Here is a 23,371-nt window from a genome sequence, read left to right on the forward strand (position 1 = left end):
TTTGCAACTTTAAATAAAATATCCTTTTGAAATATCCAAATTTTAAAGACCTCATACTTTTTGAAAACGATGATTATATCGTTGTCAACAAACCTCCATTTGTGGCCTCGTTAGATGAGCGTGGTGCAGCTGGTGCTGGCGAAATCAATATTTTGCGCTTGGCTAGGCAATACACAGATGATGCGCAGATTTGCCACAGATTAGATAAGGAAACTTCGGGAGCTATTGTGGTTGCTAAAAATCCAGAGGCCTACCGTAATTTATCAATGCAGTTTGAAAAACGTAAGGTCAACAAAGTTTATCACGCAGTGGTAGATGGTCAGTTTCAATTTGATAACCTTTTTGTGGATTTGCCGATCTTAAACGATGGCAATAAAAACGTAACTATTGATAGACAAGAGGGAAAAAGAGCAGAAACTTATTTTGCTTCCTTAAAATATTACAAGCATTACACTTTGGTAGAATGTAAGCCAGTTACTGGTCGTATGCACCAAATTCGTATCCACTTGGCTACACAACGTGCTGCAATTTGTGGCGATATCATGTACCGTGGAAAGCCTGTTTTTCTTTCTAAAATTAAAAGGGGTTACCGTTTAACGGATGAAGAAGAGCAACCAATCATGAAACGTTTTGCGCTTCATGCTAAACAAATTACTTTTAAAGGTGTAGATGGACAAGATATTTTTGTGGAAGCACCTTATCCTAAAGACTTTGCAACGCTACTCAAATTGTTAGATAAATTTGATGCATAATTAAAGAGAAATAAAATGTACATAAGGTTTGTAAGTTTTGTAGACCAGCTAAATAAATATAGACAAAGCAAAATTTCTAACCGAAACTTCCTAGTGTTTGCTGCTGTTTTCGTTGGGATTTTCGCAGGTTTGGCGGCGGCTCTTTTAAAAGGAATTACACACCACATTCAACATTTTCTTCAGTCAGATTTACATTGGCAATATAAGTATTACCTGTACCTTTTATTTCCTACCATTGGTATCTTGCTTTCGGTAATTTACGTAAAGCGCTTTATCCGAAAAGGTAAGTTTGAGATGGGTTTAACGCCATTGTTGTATACCATTTCAAAGAAATCAAGCAGGGTAGAAGCTCATAACACTTATTCACAGATTATTACTGCTGCAATTACTGTGGGCTTTGGTGGTTCTACTGGTTTAGAAGCGCCTATTGCTACTTCGGGGGCTGCAATTGGTTCTAATGTTGGTAGATTTTTAGGGTTGAGTTACCGCGAGATAACTTTGTTGCTCGCTTGTGGTGCAGCGGCAGGTATTGCAGGAGCTTTTAACAGTCCAATTGCGGGTATTGTATTTGCCATCGAAATTTTATTGCCCGAATTTTCTATTCCCGCTTTCATTCCCTTATTGCTTTCTGCAGCTACTGCTTCGGTTGTGGCTCGTTTGTTCTTTAAAGAGCAGCTTTTCTTTTTGGTTACCGAAGGCTGGGAATTGAAAGCATTGTTATTCTATGTAGTTTTGGCTGTGGTTATTGGTTTGTATTCGTACTATTTCACGAAAATGAATAAACTGATTAAAGGTTCGTTCTATAAAATCAAAAATCCTTACTATAAAATAGCTGTTGGCGGTTTAATTTTAGGATTGCTGGTGTTTCTTTTTCCTAGTTTGTATGGCGAGGGTTACCTTACGATTAACAGTTTGCTTAAAGGAGACCATACTGCGATTATTAGCAATAGCATTTTTTCTCAATTTAGCGATTTACCATTTGTAGTTATCGTTTTTGCACTGGTTACGGTAATGTTTAAGTCGGTTGCTACGCTGGTAACCTTGGCTGCTGGTGGTAATGGCGGTACTTTTGCACCAAGTTTAATTATTGGTGGTATGTTGGGCTTTATCATCGCTTACACGGTTAATCTTTTAGGGATTGCCGAGCTGAATGTGGCTAACTTTATTGTTGCAGGCATGGCAGCGGCCTTAGGTTCCGTAATGCATGCGCCATTAACGGGTATTTTTTTAATTGCAGAAATTACTGGTGGATATGTATTGATGGTTCCTTTGATGATTACCACGGCCATTGCTTATTTTATCAGTAGGGGCGTAAGTCAGTATTCTATTTATACCAAACCCTTGGTAGATGCTGGTCATCTTTCGCATCACGAAGATAAAGACACCACAGTGTTGAATATGATGAGCCTAAAATCTCTGATTGAAAAAGACCAACTAATTTTAAAAGATACTGACCTTTTGAGTGATAGAATTGCCGATATTTTAAACTCGAAAAGAAACGTAATCCCTGTGGTGAACGAAAGTAAGGTTTTTCAAGGTGTGGTTTACATTGAAACTATCTTGAAGCATGTCTCTGAAAAATCAATAGCTAGTATAGCTATTATTGATATTACCGATATGCCTGCAGAAGTTGCTTCTATCACTAATAATGTAAAAGAAGTGCTGAAGAAGATGGAACAAGAAAATTTATGGGTAATGCCGGTTATAGATTACTCTGGCGCTTACGTAGGTTTAGTTTCTAAAACCAATATCTTCAACAAGTACAGAGCAATGTTAAGCCGCCAAAATTAACTTTTATTTTAAAGGTAATTCTACGTAGAAGATAGTTCCGCCATCGGCGTTATCTTCTAACCATATTTTACCACTGTGGCTTTCGATAATCTGTTTGCTAATAGAAAGACCGATCCCAAAAGGTTGTTCTCCCGCAGTTCCCGTACGTTTGGCATTGGTAAACATTTCGAAGATTTTCTCCTTGTCAATATCTGGAACGCCAATACCTTGGTCAACAATTTTTACGCATACAGAATTCATTCTTCGTTCTAAAACGATCAGTATTTCTGTTTTAAGTGCACTGAATTTAATGGCGTTAACTATTAGATTGTTAAAAACACGCCAAATTTTTTCACGGCTAATAGGAATTACAATTGGACCACCACTAATGAAGATAATTTTCTGTTTCTTCTCATCGGCTTTGTATTGCAGTAATTCGGTGCATTGCCTCAACAGCTGCTGTAAATCAATGCTTTCTTTTTTTAGAACTTCATTCTCAATAGCCAGCCCCGAGTTAAGCAGTTGGTTAATCATTTCGATAGAATTAGAGCCAGAGCTTTCTATCAATTGAAGCATCTCTTTGTCTTCCTTAGTAAACCTATGTTCTTCGCTCAATAACAAATTTGCAATGCCCACCATTCCGCCGATAGGATTTTTAAGGTCATGCGCCATAATTTTCATCATTTTTGCATAATCATTGTTCCTGCTCTCTAGGCTAAGCATGGTTTTTTCGAGTTGCTTATTATATTCTAACGTTCCTTTTTCTGTGATTTTTGCCTGTTTGGCATTTTTAACCACTAGCCAAACCATAATCAGTAGCATTAACCCAAATAAAATAGCGCCTACCAAATAAACTGTTTTGCTTTGATTTACTTTTTCTAGGTTTTTTAGTGTTTGTTGGTCCTCAAAACTTTTAAAAGCTTGGTCAATATTGATTTTGCTTAACTCGCTATTTACTTTATTTAAACTATCTGAAGCATTATTGTAAAGTCTAAGATTTTCTAAAGCCGCTTGGTAGTCACCTTCTTCCGTAGCAATGTCGCTTTTTACTTTGTAGAGTCTTAAACTATTTGCCAGAGATAGTTCTGGCTCCAATTTGATGAGCTGTTCTGTCACATTCAACATAGAATCTGCCTTCTGTGAGTTGCCTGTGCTGCTATATACCTTGGCCAATTTGATATAAGCAGTTATTTTGGATGCATCATTAGCGTAATCGTTAATGGCAATGCACTGCTCTAAGTAATCTTTTGCGAGTTCAAAATTTCCCTTCTTGCTAAATAGTCCGCCAATGTTATCTAATGCGACAATTTTAGCAGACATTACCTGTGCATAATTTACATCAGTTTTTTTCTCTTGGTTTAAAATATAGGAAAGATTTTTCTTGTAAAAATGTAAAGCGCTATCTAATTTTTCTGCTCGCTCATAAGAAAAGCCAGCGTTATTTAATGCTCCCTGTGTTAGATAAAATAAACTAGAAGGACTTACATCTTTTGCAGCCTGTATGGCATTATAAGCATCAATTTGGTATTTAGCGGAACTAGAAAATTTTCCTTGTAAGTAATAAATCTGTGCTATTTTAGATAGAAAATCACAGTAATTTACTGGGTCGCTTTCCTTGTTTAAAAAAAGTCTAACCTTAAAATAATACTCAAGTGTTTTATCATACTGTTTGAAATACAAAAATACATCACTCTTTAAAATTAAAGCTCTAATGTAATTTCGTTTGTTTGCTGTAATAACCTGTTCATTTTTAAATAAATGCAAAAGACTATCTGCATAAATGTTCATCAAGTTTTTGTCTGGAAAAACAGCTTGAGACCTGAAAATATAATAAGGTGTAAGACTTTCTATATCTGTAGAAGAAATTAGAGGCTTTAAAGAATCTAAGGATTTTGTAACCTGATTTAAATTTCTTGATTTATAAAAGTTGTCAATTTTTTCGAATTCAGTTTTATATTTAGCGGTTTGTCCATTTTCGTTACCGTTTTTATTGCAAGCGTAAAAAAATATGATGATAAAAATTAAAAATACCGAACTAAAAATATTAAAGTGAGATTTCTTATTTAGATGTTGCCATAAATTTAATTGGGGCATGATAGGTTGAAACTTTTTCAAAAATAATAGAGCTGTTAATATGAGGTTGTTCAAATCTACTCAAAACTTTTAAGAATGCCTTGTTGTTTTTTGTAAAATTCTATCATTGTGCTTGTTGTATAATTTTTTTGTTAGGTAATTATTGTGCTGTTGATAAGAAAATTTGCTAATCAGCTCAAATTGTTAAACCTTAGCGTTTTCAAATATATATTATGCAAGATTTAAGTGCACTGAGCCAAGTTGCCGAGTTTCATCAAACTTTTAAACATCCAATTGTAGAAGAAGCGTCAATTCCTTCTAAAGTTAGAAGCCAATTGAGGATAGATTTAATAGCAGAAGAACTGAAAGAATTACAAGAAGCTGTAGAAAATAACGACTTAGTAGAAGTAGCCGATGCCTTATGTGATTTGCAGTATGTTTTGGCTGGTGCTGTATTAGAGTTCGGTTTGGGCGCTAAATTTAAAACATTGTTTGATGAGGTGCATCGTTCTAATATGAGCAAGGCATGTAAAACCGTAGAGGAAGCAGAGCAAACAATTGCGCATTACAAGCAAAAGGATAATGTAGAAGCTTATTATAAAGAAATAGAAGGCTTATATTTGGTGTATCGAAAAGGGGATGATAAAACATTAAAATCTATCAACTATTCGCCAGCAGATATTAAAGGATTAATATAAAAGATTATAGAGCGAGATATTTATGATTAAAATTAGCAGTCACGATCAGTTTGCGGCCTATTTGGGTAAAGAATTAGGTACGTCAACCTGGTATCAGATTAACCAAGAGCAGATCAATAAATTTGCAGATGCCACTTTAGATCATCAGTGGATTCATACCAATCCAGAAAAAGCGGCTACAGATAGTCCGTTTAAAACCACCATTGCCCATGGCTACTTGACTTTGTCGTTAGTACCGTATTTATGGCAGCAAATTGCCGAAATCAGCAAGTTAAAAATGGAGATAAACTACGGTATAGAAAGTTTGAAGTTTGGTCAAGCAGTTACTGTAGATAGCGAAGTTAGATTAAAAGCAAGTTTGAAATCTATTTTAAACTTAAGAGGAATTACTAAGGTTTGCATAGAGGTAGTGTTAGAAATAAAAGATCAAGCAAAGCCTGCATTTACTGGCGAGGTATTGTTCTTGTATCATTTCGAGGCATAATAATTCTATTATCCTTATCATAAATAGCCGATATATTGTATCGGCTATTTTGTTTTTTGTACTATCTTTAGCATTACCAAATAACTACCGACAAGTGCATACAAACTTGCTCTAATAACCCTGTAATGTTTAAAATGCTATTACGAACTGCTGTATTTTTACTGTTCTTATTTTGTTTTATTTCCGCTGATGCACAAAAGGCAGTTGTTTTTAATAAGAAAAGTTATGAGCATATCTTTGTACGGGGAGAAATTGTAGCCTTAGAAGATCCTGAAAGCAAATTAACTTTTGAAGAAATTTCTAGTGAAACTTATCATCATAAATTTTTAACTAATGTAGACTATTATCCTAAAAACTATAATCGAAATTCGAGTTATTGGTATAGGATAAAGGTTCGGTTTGAAGAAGATTTAGATAAATCAAGCGTAATAGAATTCTTTGATCAGGTAACCGATTACATTGATGCCTATGTTCCTGATCAAGATGGGAAGTATATTCATGCTAAAACTGGTGCAGATTTAGCTTTTAATGAGCGCTTATTCAAACATAAAAATTTCGAGTTCCTGATCAAAAACCTTAAAAAGGGAGATTATTACTACTATTTCAAGGTAAAATCGAAAGATAGGGTAAACGTCATCATCGTTTTTAGAACTGTAGAAAGGTTTATTCAGTACGGGTTAACTGAGTATCTTACCTATGGTCTGTTTTATGGAATGATTTTTATCTTCAGTTTCCATAATTTGTTAATGTATTTGGCCGTACGTAGAAAGCAATATCTCTATTACATCTTATATATTATCAGCGTTGGTCTTTACGAGGTTTCCATAGATGGAATTGCTTATCAATACCTTTGGCCTCAGCATCCGGTTTGGAATGAATACGCTTATGGTATCGCACTGTTTTGCATCAGTTCTTTTGCACTTATTTTTACGAAAGAACTTTTACATGTCAAACAGAAAGCACCTTTCTATTTTAAGTTGATTAATATAGTTCTTGCGTTGCGTTTGCTGTTTTTCTTATTGTGCCTATTTTATAATCCTGATTGGTTTAAATATAAGTTCATCGAGTTTATTCCTTTATCGGTTGGTTTTATTACTGGTATCTATATTTTATGGAGAAAAAAATACAGACCAGCACGGTTTTTTGTGGTCGGTTATTCCTTTCTTTTCCTAGGCTTTGTCATCAAAATCATTCATATTTTGGGCTACGCCAGACATATACCTGGAGCTTTAGGTTATTATAGTTTAAGTTTCGGTTTCTTATTGGAAATGGTATTTCTTTCATTTGCGATTGGTGACCAAGTGCGCATCCTGAAACGCAAAAAAGAAAACGCTCAAAAACAGATCATCAAGCAAATGCAGTTAAATGCTGAAATGCAGGAAAATTTGAATAGGGAATTAGAAGCTAAGGTAGAGCAAAGAACAACCGAAGTTAAAAAACAAGCCATTGCTTTACAACAACAAAACGAGACCATAGAGCAGCAGAACGAAGAATTACTTTTAAAAAATACCTTGCTACAAGATCAATCGGAAGAGATTTCTAGAATGAATGTGTTGCTCGAAAAAGACAATATTAATTTAAAAACGAGCATAGAAAAAGTTACGGATGCCCGTGTAAATGCTACCGAGCTAGATTTTGATGAGTTTAGTCAGAAATATCCTGATAAGGAATCTTGCTATAAGTTTCTATCAGAATTGAAGTGGGAGAGTGGTTACAGCTGCTTAAAATGCCATCACACCAATTACTGTAATGGTAAAGTTCCTTATAACAGGCGCTGTACCAAATGTGCTTATGAGGAATCTGTTTTGCATCATACCATTTTCGAGAACAACCGTATCCCTATCAATAAAGCATTTTATCTAGTTTATTTAATGTATAATTCTAAGGGTACCATCTCTTCTCATAAGCTATCAGATAAGCTTGGAATTAGACAAAGTACCTGCTGGACATATGCTTCTAAAGTTAAAAAAGTAATGGAAGAGCGTAAAAAGGACCTGCGTGGCAGTGGAAAATCTGGTTGGAGTAAGATTGTACTCGACAAAAAAGCTTAAAAATCCCTCAAATTCTTTCTTACGCAAACGTTTTCGTCTTTTTTTTATATTTTTTTTCATTGCGTTTTAAACGTATCATCTCTAAAAAATAACGATTGCTCATCAGGCAATTAATCAGTTACTTATGTCTTTTGCTACTTGAGATTAAAGCGTATCAATATTTTTATAATAGTCTAATTTACAGTTGTTTATGTGTTTTTGTTTCTTGCAAATGAGGAAAGAACACGGCTATATTTACAATGTCGAATTTGTTTGACAATAACCATTCATAAACCAAATTAACTGTATGAGTAAAATTCTATTCAAAAGGATTTTGCAGAAAACAATGCTTACACTGTTCTGGTGTATCATTCTGCAATTAGATGTTTTAGCCTTTAAAAATGGTAACGAAGTACCATTCTCCATCGCAGACAAATCTGTCATCAATAGAGCAGATGTAACTGGTGTGGTTAAAGATGATAAAGGTTTGCCATTACCTGGCGTAGGTGTAAAAGTTAAAGGAACGCAGCAGGGGGTAAGTACAGATGCTGAAGGTAAGTTCATTTTAAAAAATGTACCATCAAACGCGGTAATTGTATTTACAAGTATTGGCTTTAAAGAAAAGGAAGTGCTTTTTGATGGCAAGTCTGTAATTAACGTAACGCTTGAGGAAGATGCTAAGGGATTAAGTGAAGTAGTGGTAGTGGGATATGGAACTCAAAAGAAGGTAAATCTTACCGGTGCTGTAACTGCTATTAGCGGCGAAGACCTAAGAAATAGACCTGTACCAAACGTAACTGCGGCCTTACAGGGGCAGGTACCCGGAGTTGTAGTAACCAGAAGTGGCGGCCAACCAGGTAAGGAAGGCTACAATTTGAGAATTAGAGGGACTAATTCTATTAATGGAACAGGGGCTTTAGTGCTGGTAGATGGTATTCAGATGGATTTGAACTTAATTAATCCAGATGATGTAGAAAGTATTTCCTTTTTGAAAGATGCTGCAGCTTCCGCTATTTACGGCGCTAGAGCTGCTGGTGGTGTAGTTTTGGTAACTACCAAATCCAGTACAAGTGGTAAAACCAAAATCAATTTCAATTCGTTTTACAGCTTCAATATCACTGCAAGACAACCAGAGCGTTTAAACTCTTGGGATGAGCAAACCTTGATAGATGAAGCACGTTTTAACGCTACTGGTGCAAGAGAGTTTACTCCAGAGCAAATTGAGTGGCTAAAAAATCCAAACTTTAATTACCGCCCAAATTTAACTTCAAACCGTTGGGAATATTTTGATAATACCGATTGGATTAAAGCGGGTATGAGTACGGTAAATCATTCTCAAAACCATTCTCTATCTGTAGGCGGTGGAACAAAAGAACTAAATTATTTGCTTTCGGGAGGTTTTCAGAATAGTGACGGAGTATTACGCTACGGACCAGATGATAACTCGAGATACAATCTCAAGCTTAATTTAAACACACAAATTAACAAGTACATAGATGCGAGTTTTGTGGTTGGCTACATCGGTCAGATTACCAATTCTAATTCTTTTTCTACTGGACAAATTGTGAATGCACTTTATCGGGTAAGAACACGTCAATCGCTTTATACACCAGCAGAAGACACTACTGGTCAACCTTACAATGGCGATTTGCAAGTCAACCCTGTTGATATTGAAAAAAATGCTGGATTTACACGTGAAATGTATGAAAGTATGACTGGCAAAATCGACCTGAAGTTCAAGAATTTCATCAAGGGATTGCAAATCAATACGGTGGCTTGGAGAAACCAAGATAATTTCAATTACGAGCAAAATAGACGCTCATTATATTGGTACGGTCGTAGCAATACAGAAGCCCCACGTTTTACTGCCAACGTACCTAACGGAATTACGGTCATTAAAAACAGAGGTTATTACGACAATTTACAAACTACGGTTGATTACGATTTGAAAGTTGCTGAGAAGCACAATTTTAAGGTAATGGGAGGTGCTTCTTATGAGCAATATCGTAAGGATGAAGTAAATGCTGCTGCAAATGGATTGTATAGTAATGATACTTTCAGTTTAAATTTTGCTGAGCCTCTAAATAAGTTAGCAAGTGATAACGTAGAGACATACGCCTTTGCTTCTTTATTTGGAAGGTTCAATTATAATTACGCAGAGAAATATTTATTCGAATCTACTTTTAGGTACGATGGAAGTTCGCGTTTAGACCCTAAAGCCAGATGGACTTTCTTCCCGTCGCTGTCAGCTGGTTGGAGAATTAGTGAAGAGAGCTTCATTAAAAATAACATCAAGCCAATCTCTAATTTAAAAATCAGAGCATCTTGGGGACGTGTAGGTAATGCTGTAGGTAGTGGAATTGGTAATTACGATTACATTACCGTTTTGGAATCTGCTAATAATTTAGTGCTAAATGGCGCAAGAGCCAATTATTTTTACCAAAATCGTTTGCCGTCTCCAGGTAAAACTTGGGAAACAGTGCAATCTGCCAATATAGGCCTAGATTTTGGCCTATTTAAAGAAAGACTTTCTGGAGCATTAGAATTCTATCGTAACAAAAACATCAACATGTACGTAGATGTGAACTTACCAGGTATTGTGGGTGTGCAGCCCTCAAAAATTAACGGTGGTACTTTAGAAAACTGGGGTTGGGAGACAAACGTGAGGTGGAGAGATAAACTCGGGGCTGTTGGCTATAGTGTAGGATTAAACTTCTCTGATAACCAAAACAAATTAATAGATTTTAACGGTGCTCGATTGATTGGTACTGGCGGCTTAATGAATGCGATCGAGGGTTTTCCGCTGAACACCATTTGGGGTTATAAAACAGGAGGTATTTTCCAAACTGATGCAGAAGCGGCTGCTTACACTGCGCAAGCAAAATATCCATTTTTTGCTACGCCAAAAGCAGGAGATATTAAATATTTGGATTTGAACGGAGATGGCATTATAGATGCAGGAAAAGGAACGCCAGAAGCTCCTGGAGATTTAGTGTATTTGGGTAATACAAGTGCTAGATATTCTTACGGTTTCGATATAGGCTTAAACTGGAAAGGATTTGATTTCTTAGCGGCTTTTCAGGGAACACTTAAAAGATCATTTCTAATTGCTACAGAAACTTTATCCCCATTAAATGGTACTGCTAATATGCCTTGGAGCATTCATATGGATAGATGGACACCTGATAATCCGAATGCCTTTTTCCCTAGGATGTACCAAACCAGCGACCACAATTACAGACCATCAGATAGATGGGTACAAAATGGAAGTTATATCCGTTTGAAAAATCTCCAAGTGGGCTATAACGTGCCAATTAAAAAGAAATATCTGCAAAATGTAAGGGTTTACTTCTCTGGACAAGATTTATGGGAAAGCACAAAAGTAATGAGCGTGTTCGATCCAGAGGTACCAAATGGTGTAAACTCGCAAGCATATCCATTCTATAGAGCATACGCATTTGGTTTAAATGTTACTTTTTAATTCAGAAATCATGAACAAGCATAAAATATTAATATACATCATTTCCGTTAGTTTTCTTTTTAGTTGTACTAAGCTAGATTTACTTCCGGAAACCAATATGCCCGATGCAGGTTATTGGAAAACAGAGTCAGATCTTCAGATTGCAGCAAATAGGTTATATCAACAAATGGCTGGTCACACTATTGATAATAGGGCCGATGACAATACTGGACAAAACATCAACGCAATTAGCACAGGTAATAGAGGTATTCCGGCTACTTCTGGGGACTGGAATGATCCATATCAACTTATATTTACAGCAAATAATATTTTAGAAAAGGGCGGTGCGGCTACAGTGAGCGCTGCGGTAAAAAACAGATATTTTGCCGAAGCTCGTTTCTTTAGGGCATACGCTTATTCAATGCTAATTGAAAAATATGGAGATGTGCCTTTGGTGCTTAGAACTTTGGCAATTGGTGATCCAGATTTAAAAATGGGCAGAACAGCTCGAGCAACTGTGGCAAAGGCTATTTACGACGATTTAGATTTCGCTGCAACTTGGTTGCCAACTAGAGCTGCACTACCAGCGGCACAGTATGGTCGCATCACTAAAAGCGCTGCTTGGGCATTAAAAGCTCGCGTAGGTTTAATGGAAGGTACCACCGCAAAATTTAGTAACCTAACGGGATGGCAGGACCACTTAAATATTGCAGTAGCCGCTGCAACATCGGTAATGGGGCAGGGACATACCTTGTTCAATAACTATTTGGGAGAGTTTACCCATTTAGGAGATGGAATGAGCAATACCGAAAATCTATTAATGAAACAGTATGCACTTACCATTTTAACACACAACACTTCTAGGGATTTGGAAAATGGTAGAATTGCACCAACTAGAAACTTAATTCGTCAGTATTTATACAGCGATGGTTTACCTGCTTGGAACTCAGACCAGACACCAACTACAACTAGATCGCCGTTATTTGTAGCTGAAGCTAGTGAAACCAGTTACAATACCATTTTAGATAACAGAGATCCTCGGTTAACTACGTTATTGTATCGTTCTGGCGAGCAATCTTATCAGCGCCCTTGGGTGCCGCAAACAGCGTTAGGTTCTAGAACTGCTTATGCTGGCAAGAAGGGATTTGATGCTGCCGATTGGGCAACTAACAACAATGCTACAGTGCAAAAGAATTTGATACGTTACGCAGAAGTATTATTGATTTATGCAGAAGCTAAATATGAGCTTACGGAAACTATATCGGATGCAGATTTAAACTTAACGATAAACGCTTTACGTACGAGGGTTGCATTTGGCCCTAAATTAACTAACGCTTTCGCTACTGCTAATGGATTGAACATGAGAGAGGAAATAAGAAGAGAGAGAACGGTAGAACTAGCTTTAGAAGGTTTTAGGTACGGAGATTTGTTAAGATGGAGAACAGCAGAATCGGTAATGGCCAAGCCTATTTTAGGTGGCAAGTACGTGGCTAGCGAATGGGTGGGTACCAATGCTGCTGCGGTAGTGCTTAATGCCGATGGTGTGTTAGTGGTAGAAGATGCTACTAAGCGTAAATGGAATCCTGCTCGCGATTATTTATATCCAGTGCCGTTAAATGAAATCACCCTAAGCGATAATAACATTAAGCAAAATACAGGCTGGCAATAGTAAACTTTAATTGATAAGAACATGAAAAAACAACATATTTTAATATTGCTACTAACTGCTTTTGTAATGGCTTTTACGGCTTGCGAAAAAGATGATCCAGATGGACCAGTAGGCGCCGATGGTTACGATAATTTCTATTATGCAGGTTTTTTGCCTTGGAATAATACCGCTACAGAATCTGTATTTAGAACACAAACTACCTTGGTGAAATTCCCAGTTCAATTTCACTCGGCTTTTGTGAGAAATTATGATGCTGCTGCACATTTTACCTTGGTTACAACAGGCATTGCCAATCCTGCCGTATTAGGACAAGATTTTAATGTAGTAGATAAAAGTGGTAATGCCATACAAGCTACAAATGGGATTTACAGCCTGAATTTCTCTCAAGCTAAGGCAAAAATAGATACCATTTATTTTAAAGTATTGAATAGCGCTGTTGTGGGAACACGACGAATTGAAATTAATTTGGTTCAGCATAACAATGCTCAATATACAGTAGGTACTTTTACACAAGCCTACAAACGCTTTTTAGAAGTTAAATAAATCATTTCGCCATCTCGATACGAAAGCTATTGAGATGGCTTTTCTTAGCACTTAATAATGCCACCTATTATCAAGAAACTAATATCGTATTCCACTTTTATCTTATGTTTTACATTTGCATTTGCACCTATTAAAAGTATAGCACAAAGCCGTAAAACGATAGCTATCAACCAAAATTGGCATTTCGCTAAGCACCAAAAAGCTAAAAGTTACACTCAATTAAAATATACATTGGTAAATATCCCACATACGTGGAATGCCTTTGATGTGTTAGATGACGAGCCAGGTTATTACCGTGGAGTTGGTTATTATAAGAAAAAGTTAAACTTACAACCAGCATGGAAGGACAAAAAGATCTATCTCGATTTTGGAGCAGCAAATCAAGAAACGGAGGTTTTCTTAAATGGTAAAAAGGTTGGTCATCACATCGGTGGATATACAGGTTTTACCATCGCCTTAGACCATTTGAAATTTGACGGAAAGGATGAACTGCTAGTGAAGGTTGACAACAGCCATAACGATAACATCCCACCGCTAACCGCTGATTTTACTTTCTTCGGAGGTTTGTACCGCAACGTATCGTTAACTATTGTAGACCAAGCACACTTTGCCGACCAACTTTATGGTACAAATGGCATTTACGTGCATGCAGAAAACGTTAGTGAAAATAATGCTATTATCAAAGTCGATGGGAAATTGCTTAATGAAACCAACATCAAACAGCTATTGGTTAATGCCTTATTGATTGATGCTAAAGGTAATAAAGTTGGAGAAGCTAAATGGCTAAGTGCAAGTAACGAAGATATTAGCTTCCAATTGCCTAATATCATGGTTAAGAATCCGGTACTGTGGTCGCCAGAAAATCCTTACCGCTATCAGATGATTACCAGATTAACAGACTACAAAACAGGTAAAGTGCTGGATGAAGTAAAGACAAGTGTTGGTCTTCGTTACTTCAGTTTCGATGCCAATAAAGGCTTCTTCTTGAATGGAAAATCAGTAAAGCTGATTGGTGCTAGTCGACACCAAGATTTTGCCAAAATGGGAAATGCGGCGCCATCAGCCTTGCAAGTAAGAGATGTAACCTTGTTAAAAGAAATGGGCGGTAACTTTTTGCGTGTAGCCCATTATCCACAAGACCAAGCAGTTTTAGATGCCTGCGACAGTTTGGGAATCTTAACCTCGGTAGAAATTCCAATAGTAAATGAGATTACCGAATCTGAAGCTTTTTACAATAACAGTAAAGCCATGCAATTGGAAATGATTAAGCAGAATTACAACCATGCAAGTGTAATTATATGGGCCTATATGAACGAAGTATTGTTGAAAATGCGCTATAATAAAGAACCAGAGAGGAAGAAAACCTACTTAAAAAGTATTGAAAATTTAGCCCAACAGCTAGAAGACCTTACTCGTAAAACCGACCCCACGAGATATACGATGATGAGTAACCATGGTGATGTAAACGGTTACACCAATGCAGGTTTGGTAAAAATACCAATGATTGTAGGCTGGAACTTGTACCAAGGTTGGTATGGTGGTAAATCAGAGGATTTTGGACCTAACTTAGACCGTATTCACGCGGCAATGCCCGATAAACCTTTAATCATAACCGAATATGGTGCTGATGTTGATCCAAGAATCCATTCAGATGAGCCAATTCGTTTCGATAAAAGTTTGGCTTATGGAATGGAATACCACCAAATTTACATCAAAGACATCTTGAAACGACCTTTCATTGCTGGTGCAGCAGCTTGGAATCTATCCGATTTCAGCTCGGAAACAAGGAGTGAAACCATGCCAAGTGTAAATAATAAAGGTTTGCTAACGTTAGATAGGCAACCTAAGAACACTTACTTCCTTTACAAAGCTCACTTCAGCAAGCAGCCTTATATTAAAATAGGGGACGGTTCGTGGAAATTAAGAGGTGGAACTACAACAGCACAACAGGTAAGTGTAATCAGTAATTTAGATAGCATTGTGCTTGTTGTAAACGGAAAAAAGCAAGTAAAAAAAGCAGTAATAGATGGAGTAGTTGGCTGGAAGATCGATTTTAAAGCTGGCAAGAACGAGTTGGAAGCATTGGCATATAAGAACGGAAAGGTTTATAAAGACAATTCCACCATCGAATTTATCTTACAACCACAGGCATTTCTAAATGCTACTAAGTCTTTCAATCTATTACTAGGGTCTCAAAGGCAATTTATCGATGATAAAAACCAGATTTGGTTACCAAGTAAAGCTTTCGAAAAAAACAGTTGGGGAGCTATTGGGGGCGAGCCCTTTAAGATTAAAAATAGTAGCAGGCAACAATATGGCTCAGATAAGGATATCAAAGGCACTTTAAACGACCCAATTTATCAAACGCAGTTGGTAGGACTAGATGCTTATGAATTGAAGGTGCCAAAGGGTAAATACCAAGTAACTCTACACTTTGCAGAGCTGATGGGAAATGGTATTCAATCTGTTTTGCCCTATAACTTAGATAGCTTAATCGCAGAAGGCAAGGAAGTGCCGCCACAGCGCATATTCGATGTCTATTTGAATGGCAAGCTGGTCATTAAGGCACTAAATATTGCTGCTAAATATGGTGTAGCCCATAAAGTAGAACAACAATTTGATTGCGTAATTACCGACGATAAAGGTATAAGATTGGATTTTAAAGGTATTGCAGGCAAGCCAGTTTTAAATGCTTTACAAGTAAGAAGGATTAAATAAAAGGAGAATATAGCTTTTTCGCAAACGTTTCCGTGTTTTCTGAAAAAATATTTTGCTTAAGTTTTAACCTATTTAATGAGCTTGATAGGTATAGGATTATAAACATTAAAAATGCTATGTTTTACTTTTTATACAAAACTTTAAGTTTTGTCTTTAATGTTAAGTGTTTGGTTTTGAGTTTGATATTGTTGTTTTTGAAGTCTGTGCTTATTAAGTTGATGACTACAGCTATAAGCAATGACTTTTGTAAAATGCCCTTAGTGGGCAAGAATGTTAGTGTAAATACTACATTAAGTAAGTGTTTGTTGTGCCAATAAGGTTTTGTAGCTTCATATCACCAATTGGTTAACCAAATAAAAATACTTTGTATGTTAAAAAAACTGAAAATAGCCGTTCTTTTATTACTTGTTGCATTTCAATATGTGCAAGCACAAAAATCAAAGCGTTTAAATGCAGATTGGGAATTTGTAAAACAAGATTTAGGCGGTATTTGGGAAGCAGTGCGCCCAGTAGGAAAAGGTAACCCCGAAGAACTCCCATTTTGGCAAAAGGCAAGTTTGCCGCATTGTTTTAACGCAGTTGATGCGGTAGACCCTGATGTGCACTATTATCAGGGTGCAGGTTGGTATAGAACTAACTTGGATATCGAAAATCCTTATGCTAACGGCAGGACCTTGTTGCATTTTGAAGGAGCGGGACAGAAAACTCAGGTTTATATTCACACCACGAAGGTGGCAGAGCACGTTGGCGGCTATGACGAATGGACCGCAGATATTACCGATGCAGTAGCGGCTTTCAAAAAATCTCCTCTATTTAAAACGCAGTTTAAAGGGAAAGTTCCCGTAATCATCCGTTGCGATAATTCTCGTGATTTAGAAATGATGCCTTCTAGCTTATCCGATTTTAATGTTTATGGAGGGATCTATCGTTACTTAAACCTAGTTTACAATCCACAATTAGCAATAGATAAAGTTTTTGCCCATGCAACGGTTGATGCCAAAGGAGCACAAGGAAACGTAACGGTAAAAGCTCGTTTCCTAAATCAAGATGGGTTAAAAGATGCCAATGTTAAAATCAGCTTGGTAGACCCGAGCGGTAAAATCGTATTTAATACTAATAAAAATATTACCAGCTTTAGCGGCGATGAATTGCTAGCAGAAACCAATTTAAAATCACCAAAATTGTGGTCGATTGAAACGCCACAGCAATATGAAGTAAAAATAAGTGTAACTGCTAACGGACAAACGTATCTTACTACACAAAAAATAGGCTTCAGGCACTTCGAATTTGTAAAGAAAGGTCCGTTTACCTTAAATGGCAAGCGAGTGTTGTTGCGTGGTACGCATCGGCATGAAGACCATGCTGGCGTAGCTGCGGCAATGACTGAAGAAATGATGATTACCGAAATGAAGATGATGAAAGAAATGGGGGTCAATTTCATCCGTTTAGGGCATTATCAACAATCTCGTATCATTTTAGATTTATGCGATAGCTTGGGGATTTTAGTTTGGGAAGAAATTCCTTGGTGCCGCGGTGGTTTGGGCGGAGCCGTTTACCAAGCGCAAGGCAAAAGAATGCTCACCAATATGATTGAACAACATTATAACCATCCATCTATAATCATTTGGGGCTTGGGTAATGAGAACGATTGGCCTGGCGATTTCAGTGAATTTGATAAAGAAAAAATCAGAACTTACATGAAAGAACTGAACGATTTATCTCACAAATTGGACGCATCGAGAAGTACAGCAATTAGACGTTGCGATTTCTGTAGAGACATTGTAGATGTGTATTCGCCATCTATTTGGGCGGGTTGGTATCGTGGTAACTACACAGAATATAAAGATGTTTCAAAAGGGGAGTTCGATAAATCGGAACGCTTTTTACACGTAGAATGGGGCGGAGATAGTCATGCTCGTCGCCACTCAGAAAATCCAGATAATGCTTTGGCAAAAATTAAGGTTGGCGTAGGTGCCGATGAAAGAGCTGGTGATGCTTCTCTTTATGGTGGTGGTGCAAGGGTAAGTAAAGATGGTGATTGGAGTGAAAGTTATATGGCAAACCTCATCGACTGGCATTTGAAAGAACAAGAAACCATGCCTTGGTTAACAGGTACCGCATATTGGCCATTTAAAGATTTCAGTACACCCATCCGCCCAGAAAATCCAGTTCCTTATGTGAACCAAAAAGGTGTAGTAGAACGTGATTTCACCAAAAAAGAATCCTTCTATATTTTTCAATCTTATTGGACCGATAAACCGATGGCACATATTTACGGTCACTCTTGGCCGGTACGCTGGGGAGCTGAAGGCGAAGAGAAAATGGTAAAAGTTTATTCGAATTGCGATGAAGCCGAGCTTTTTGTGAACGGAAAAAGCTTTGGTATGAAGAAACGTAATAGTCAAGATTTCCCTGCTGCGGGTTTACGCTGGTTGGTGCCGATGCAAAAAGGCACTTACGAAATCAAAGTGGTTGCCAAAATAGGAAAGGTAACCGTAACGGACGAAATTACGCAGGAATATCAATCAGAGAAATGGGGCAAGCCAGCGAAGTTGGTGCTTCAAAAAATAAGCGAAGCTGATGGTGTAGCTACTGTTGAAGTTAAGGCTTACGACGCTAACAATGTACTTTGCTTAGATGCTGCAAATGAGGTTAAGTTTAATTTAATTGGTGATGGTGAACTAATTAAAAATCAAGGTACTTCAACTGCTGCTTCTAAAGTTCAACTTTACAATGGAAGGGCGGTAATTAGCTTAAAAACTAATAGCCAAAAGAATGTAGTTTCAGTAAGTGCAAATGGTTTGTCAACTGAATTTTTAACGATTGAGAAGTAAATTATAAATGTTGGCGGGGACACCAACAAGAAAGCAAATTCATGCGTTGGCGTCCTCGCCAACGCGTATTTTAATCCGCAATAATGAAGAGACACTTATGGAAAATGCTACTGTTTGTGGCAACGATAAATATCGCCTTTGCACAAAATACATTTAAGACACAGGCTACCCAGATATTAAAAGTACAGGTGTTAAAAGAAGCCGAATGGGCAATGCAACAAAAATCAGTTACAGTAACTGCCGAAAGTTCTCCACGTAGCGCTGGTGGTAAACACGATTTCTTTTCCGAAGGAGATTATTGGTGGCCAAACCCTGCAAATCCCAATGGACCGTATATTCAAAGAGATGGAGAAACCAATCCTAACAATTTCGTGGCACATCGCTACGCAATGATTCGTTTCAGTGAAATTATTGGTGCTTTGGCTTCTGCCTACCAAATAACTGGCGATGAAAAATATGTAAAGCAAGCTCTAGTGCATTTAAAGGCTTGGTTCGTTAATCAAGAAACGTTAATGAATCCAAACTTAGCTTATGCACAAGCTATACAAGGTTTATACACAGGTCGAAGTATTGGCATCATTGACACTATCCATTTAATGGAAGTAGCACAAGGGATCATGGTGATGGAAAAAGCCAAATCTTTCGATAAGGCCAACTTAATTACCATCAAAAGATGGTTTGCTGATTATATCCTTTGGTTAAATACCAGTAAAAATGGTATTGCCGAGAAGAATGCGAAAAACAATCATGGTACTACTTGGGCTATGCAAACAGCTTCTTTCGCCAAATTGGTAAACGACCAGCCTATGCTAGATTCGCTCAGATTACGCTATAGAAATGTGTTTCTGCCTAATCAAATGGCTGCGGATGGTGGTTTTCCGTTGGAGTTAGCTCGTACCAAACCTTATGGTTATTCCATTTTTAATTTGGATGCGATGGTAATGCTGTGCCAAATGCTATCTACACCAAAAGATAACTTATGGACATATCAAACTGCTGATGGGAAGTCGATTAAAAAAGGATTGGAATACCTATATCCATACATCGCTGATAGATCTAAATGGCCTTTAAAACCAGACATCATGTTTTGGGAAAACTGGCCAGTGGCACAACCATTTTTGCTATTTGGTGCAAATTACTTTGGCGAACAAACATGGTTTAACACATGGAAAAGCTTAGATTTAAAACCAACTAACGAAGAGGTAGTCAGGAATTTGCCAATTAGACATCCATTAATTTGGTTATAGCATGAAAATGAAATTATTCTTTCTTGGTTCTATAGCAATCCTGCTTTTTGCTAACAAGGCGCAGGCGCAAACATGGCAATCTAAATTTGTAAAATTAAACAAAGCTGGAAATCTAACTTATGTGCCCGATGCCAAAGGCGATATCATTCCCGATTTTAGTCGAGTAGGTTACCATCAAGGTGATAAAGCAATTCCGCAAGTTAAAGTGGTAAAAGAACTATCGTCAAATGGCATTAACGACCAACAACAAATACAGGGAGCTATTAACGAACTAGCAAAAATGCCACTCAATAAAGATGGTATACGAGGAGCAATATTGCTGAAAAAAGGAACTTATGAAATTCCTGGAACTATCAATATCAATGCAAGTGGGATTGTATTGCGGGGCGAAGGTTTATCGACTAAATTGGTGGCTACAGGAACTGGTCAGCGTAAACTGATTAGCGTAAATGGCAACGGAAAACCTAAAGAAGTACCGCAAACAAGAACGAAAATTACAGATGCTTATGTGCCTGTGGGTACAAAGTTTTTTAAGGTAGCTAACGCAGCTCAGTTTAAAGTTGGCGATGATATTGTAGTTTTCCGTCCAGGTACCACAAAGTGGATAGAAGATTTAAAAATGAACCAAATTGAAGCTCGTGAGGGAACCGTCCAATGGAACGCAGAAGATTACGGTTTACAATTCGAAAGAAAAATCACTGCAATAAAAGGCAATCAAATATTTATTGATAATCCTGTGGTAATGGCGATGGAAACACAGTATGGTGGTGGCGAAATCTACAAATACACTTTTGATGGGAGAATTAGTGAAATAGGAATTGAGAATATGTTGTTGGAATCTGCTTACCAAAGCGATACGGATGAAAACCATGGCTGGGATGCAGTATGGCTAAACAGAGTGGAGAACGCATGGGTAAGCAACGTAACGAGCAAATATTTTGGTTATTCTTGTGTAAATCTTGCTACTTACAGTAAACAGATTACTGTTATAAGTTGTACTTCATTAGCTCCAAAATCTAAGATAGAAGGCGGTAGAAGATACTCTTTCAATAATGATGGACAGTTGAATTTGGTTAGAGATTGTTCAGCAGACGAAGGACGCCACGATTATGTAACTGGTGCCAAGGTATCGGGACCAAACGTTTTTTACAATTGTAAATCAACTAACGCAAAAGCGGATATCGGTCCGCATCATCGTTGGGCGGTAGGCACGTTATATGATAATATCATTACCGATGGAGATATCAATGTACAAGACCGAGGAAATTGGGGAACAGGACATGGTTGGGCTGGCGTAACGCAAGTGTTATGGAACTGCGAAGCTCGGAAAATAACGCTGCAAAATCCTTATGCAAGTGGAAACAACTATGCAATTGGAATCAAAGCCGAGAAAAGCGAAGGTAGATTGAAGGGCCGCCCAGATGGTATGTGGGAAGGTTTAAATGGAAAAGGGATAATTGTGCCATCATTATACGTCAAACAGTTGGCAGATAGAATAAAATAGGATGCTAAAACACCCCGGTCTTCGACCACCCCTCTAAGAGAGGGGAATGATGGTTGCTAATTCCCCTCTCTTAGAGGGGTGCCCAACGGGCGGGGTATTATAATAATAGAACTAAAATTATTAAAATAACAACGTATGAAATTAAAAATCACAGCAGCGCTCTTATTAGCTACAATTAGCGTACAAGCACAGAAAATAGACGTTCCTAGAGCTTTTAAAGCTGCTGCGCAACGAACAGATGTACTAATCAAGAACGTAGATTCTGCTAGAAAAATAAAACCCAATTTGGTATCTCCACGTACAGTAGAGAAGGGACAACTTAAAATGGTGGTTTCTAGGGATTGGACCAGCGGATTTTTCCCTGGGGAGCTGTGGTATTTCTACGAATATACCAAAGACAAAAAATGGTTAGAATTGGCCAAGAAATATACCGAAGATATTAAGAAAGAGCAGTTCAATAAAGGTACCCACGATTTAGGTTTTATGATATATTGCCCGTTTGGTAATGGCTACCGTGTGACTAAAGATACCGCCTATAAATCGGTGATTATCCAAGCGGCAAAATCGCTATCCACTCGTTTTAATCCCAAAGTTGGGGTTATCCGTTCTTGGGACCATAGCGGCACTAAATGGGATTATCCAGTAATTATCGACAACATGATGAACTTAGAATTACTGTTTGAGGCCACTAAATTCACTGGTGATTCATCGTTCTATAAAATTGCGATCTCTCATGCCGATAACACCATTAAAAATCATTACCGACCAGATTTTAGCTCTTATCACGTAGTAGATTACGATGTAAACAAAGGCGGTGTAATCAAGAAAACTACTGCACAAGGTTATGCCGACGAATCTTCTTGGGCGAGGGGACAAGCTTGGGGCTTGTATGGCTACACATTGATGTTCCGTTATACCAAAAGTGATAAATATTTAGCTCAGGCAGATGCTATAGCTAAATACATCCTTAACAATAAAAGTACCCCAGCAGACGGTATTCCATATTGGGATTACAATGACCCGCAAATTCCGAATGTCTCTAAAGATGCTTCTGCAGCAGCTATCACGGCTTCGGCATTGTACGAATTGGCAAAGTATAGCAAAAACGCAAAAACCTATAAAGCAGCGGCAGATCAAATTTTACACTCGTTAAGTACCGCTTACACAAGTAAAATTGGCGATAATTATGGTTTTATTTTAGAACATAGCACAGGTCACCGTCCGAACAATTCTGAAATTGATGTGCCTATTAATTATGCAGATTATTACTACATCGAAGCATTACGCAGGTATCAAGGGAAGTTCAATTTTTAGGAATCAGTGGTCAGGAATCAGTGTTTATCTCTTATTAAATCTGCGTTTGCATCAGCGAAAATCTGCGGGGAAAAAATGAGTGTACTAGGTATAAAAAGTCAGGAATCAGTTTTTATCTCTTATTAAATCAGCGTGTCCATCTGCGAAGATCTGCGGGCAAATGTAAGAGTAAGTTAAAACTAAGAAGTCAGACATTTTTTTAAGGCTAAAAGCATCTTTCTTACCTAATCCCGCCATCTCCACCGTAGCGGAGAGATCTTTGGATATTACATCTC

At 37.5% G+C, this 23,371-nt stretch carries 14 protein-coding genes; 13 read left to right on the forward strand and 1 reads right to left on the reverse strand.

Annotated elements, in window-relative coordinates:
- Window positions 1–26: 26 nt before the first annotated feature.
- Both CRO54_RS03030 and CRO54_RS03035 read left to right on the forward strand, forming a co-directional pair.
- The gene (locus tag CRO54_RS03030; protein WP_097128543.1) at window positions 27–752 is read left to right on the forward strand and encodes an RluA family pseudouridine synthase; all 726 of its coding nucleotides are present in this window, start codon (window positions 27–29) and stop codon (window positions 750–752) included.
- Between the two features lie 15 nt (window positions 753–767).
- Complete coding sequence (locus tag CRO54_RS03035; RefSeq protein WP_097128546.1) at window positions 768–2,543, forward strand: chloride channel protein; 1,776 nt, start codon at window positions 768–770, stop codon at window positions 2,541–2,543.
- Window positions 2,544–2,546: 3 nt separating this feature from the next.
- Here the strand turns inward: CRO54_RS03035 and CRO54_RS03040 are convergent, their stop codons facing one another.
- Window positions 2,547–4,616: a tetratricopeptide repeat-containing sensor histidine kinase gene (locus tag CRO54_RS03040; RefSeq protein ID WP_097128549.1), complete on the reverse strand. Its 2,070-nt coding sequence runs from the start codon at window positions 4,614–4,616 to the stop codon at window positions 2,547–2,549.
- Window positions 4,617–4,828: 212 nt separating this feature from the next.
- On the opposite strand from CRO54_RS03040, the gene CRO54_RS03045 reads away from it, so the two are divergent.
- The 11 genes from CRO54_RS03045 (at window position 4,829) to CRO54_RS03095 (ending at window position 23,096) form a co-directional block, all read left to right on the forward strand.
- Window positions 4,829–5,293 carry a pyrophosphohydrolase domain-containing protein gene (locus CRO54_RS03045; RefSeq protein WP_097128551.1) on the forward strand — a complete coding sequence of 155 codons (465 nt, stop codon included), beginning with the start codon at window positions 4,829–4,831 and terminating at the stop codon, window positions 5,291–5,293.
- A 22-nt stretch (window positions 5,294–5,315) separates the two neighbouring features.
- Window positions 5,316–5,777: a MaoC family dehydratase gene (locus CRO54_RS03050; protein ID WP_097128554.1), complete on the forward strand. Its 462-nt coding sequence runs from the start codon at window positions 5,316–5,318 to the stop codon at window positions 5,775–5,777.
- 125 nt (window positions 5,778–5,902) lie between these two features.
- Complete coding sequence (locus CRO54_RS03055) at window positions 5,903–7,828, forward strand: 7TM diverse intracellular signaling domain-containing protein (RefSeq protein WP_097128556.1); 1,926 nt, start codon at window positions 5,903–5,905, stop codon at window positions 7,826–7,828.
- Between the two features lie 286 nt (window positions 7,829–8,114).
- Complete coding sequence (locus tag CRO54_RS03060; protein WP_097128558.1) at window positions 8,115–11,288, forward strand: SusC/RagA family TonB-linked outer membrane protein; 3,174 nt, start codon at window positions 8,115–8,117, stop codon at window positions 11,286–11,288.
- 10 nt (window positions 11,289–11,298) lie between these two features.
- Window positions 11,299–12,936 carry a RagB/SusD family nutrient uptake outer membrane protein gene (locus CRO54_RS03065; RefSeq protein WP_097129888.1) on the forward strand — a complete coding sequence of 546 codons (1,638 nt, stop codon included), beginning with the start codon at window positions 11,299–11,301 and terminating at the stop codon, window positions 12,934–12,936.
- 21 nt (window positions 12,937–12,957) lie between these two features.
- On the forward strand, window positions 12,958–13,479 hold the full coding sequence (locus tag CRO54_RS03070; RefSeq protein ID WP_097128561.1) for a hypothetical protein: 522 nt from the start codon (window positions 12,958–12,960) through the stop codon (window positions 13,477–13,479).
- Window positions 13,480–13,536: 57 nt separating this feature from the next.
- Entirely contained in the window at window positions 13,537–16,197 is a 2,661-nt protein-coding gene (locus tag CRO54_RS03075; RefSeq protein WP_097128564.1) for a glycoside hydrolase family 2 TIM barrel-domain containing protein, read from the forward strand.
- Between the two features lie 368 nt (window positions 16,198–16,565).
- Window positions 16,566–19,031, forward strand: coding sequence for a glycoside hydrolase family 2 TIM barrel-domain containing protein (locus CRO54_RS03080; RefSeq protein WP_097128567.1), 2,466 nt, complete (start codon window positions 16,566–16,568; stop codon window positions 19,029–19,031).
- Between the two features lie 83 nt (window positions 19,032–19,114).
- Window positions 19,115–20,278 (forward strand): alginate lyase family protein, encoded by a 1,164-nt coding sequence (locus CRO54_RS03085; RefSeq protein ID WP_097128570.1) that lies wholly within the window; start codon window positions 19,115–19,117, stop codon window positions 20,276–20,278.
- Window position 20,279: 1 nt separating this feature from the next.
- Complete coding sequence (locus CRO54_RS03090) at window positions 20,280–21,782, forward strand: hypothetical protein (RefSeq protein ID WP_097128572.1); 1,503 nt, start codon at window positions 20,280–20,282, stop codon at window positions 21,780–21,782.
- A 135-nt stretch (window positions 21,783–21,917) separates the two neighbouring features.
- Complete coding sequence (locus CRO54_RS03095; protein ID WP_097128574.1) at window positions 21,918–23,096, forward strand: glycoside hydrolase family 88 protein; 1,179 nt, start codon at window positions 21,918–21,920, stop codon at window positions 23,094–23,096.
- Window positions 23,097–23,371 lie beyond the last annotated feature (275 nt).

Source organism: Pedobacter xixiisoli (assembly GCF_900215335.1).
Lineage (GTDB): Bacteria > Bacteroidota > Bacteroidia > Sphingobacteriales > Sphingobacteriaceae > Pedobacter > Pedobacter xixiisoli.

Bases quoted from the DNA above. Each gene is read 5' to 3' on its own strand.
- CRO54_RS03035 (WP_097128546.1), top strand. From the start codon at position 768: ATGTACATAAGGTTTGTAAGTTTTGTAGACCAGCTAAATAAATATAGA.
- CRO54_RS03080 (WP_097128567.1), top strand. From the start codon at position 16,566: ATGTTAAAAAAACTGAAAATAGCCGTTCTTTTATTACTTGTTGCATTT.
- CRO54_RS03075 (WP_097128564.1), top strand. From the start codon at position 13,537: ATGCCACCTATTATCAAGAAACTAATATCGTATTCCACTTTTATCTTA.
- CRO54_RS03040 (WP_097128549.1), bottom strand. From the start codon at position 4,616: ATGCCCCAATTAAATTTATGGCAACATCTAAATAAGAAATCTCACTTT.
- CRO54_RS03065 (WP_097129888.1), top strand. From the start codon at position 11,299: ATGAACAAGCATAAAATATTAATATACATCATTTCCGTTAGTTTTCTT.
- CRO54_RS03055 (WP_097128556.1), top strand. From the start codon at position 5,903: ATGTTTAAAATGCTATTACGAACTGCTGTATTTTTACTGTTCTTATTT.
- CRO54_RS03095 (WP_097128574.1), top strand. From the start codon at position 21,918: ATGAAATTAAAAATCACAGCAGCGCTCTTATTAGCTACAATTAGCGTA.
- CRO54_RS03060 (WP_097128558.1), top strand. From the start codon at position 8,115: ATGAGTAAAATTCTATTCAAAAGGATTTTGCAGAAAACAATGCTTACA.
- CRO54_RS03085 (WP_097128570.1), top strand. From the start codon at position 19,115: ATGAAGAGACACTTATGGAAAATGCTACTGTTTGTGGCAACGATAAAT.
- CRO54_RS03070 (WP_097128561.1), top strand. From the start codon at position 12,958: ATGAAAAAACAACATATTTTAATATTGCTACTAACTGCTTTTGTAATG.
- CRO54_RS03090 (WP_097128572.1), top strand. From the start codon at position 20,280: ATGAAAATGAAATTATTCTTTCTTGGTTCTATAGCAATCCTGCTTTTT.
- CRO54_RS03045 (WP_097128551.1), top strand. From the start codon at position 4,829: ATGCAAGATTTAAGTGCACTGAGCCAAGTTGCCGAGTTTCATCAAACT.
- CRO54_RS03050 (WP_097128554.1), top strand. From the start codon at position 5,316: ATGATTAAAATTAGCAGTCACGATCAGTTTGCGGCCTATTTGGGTAAA.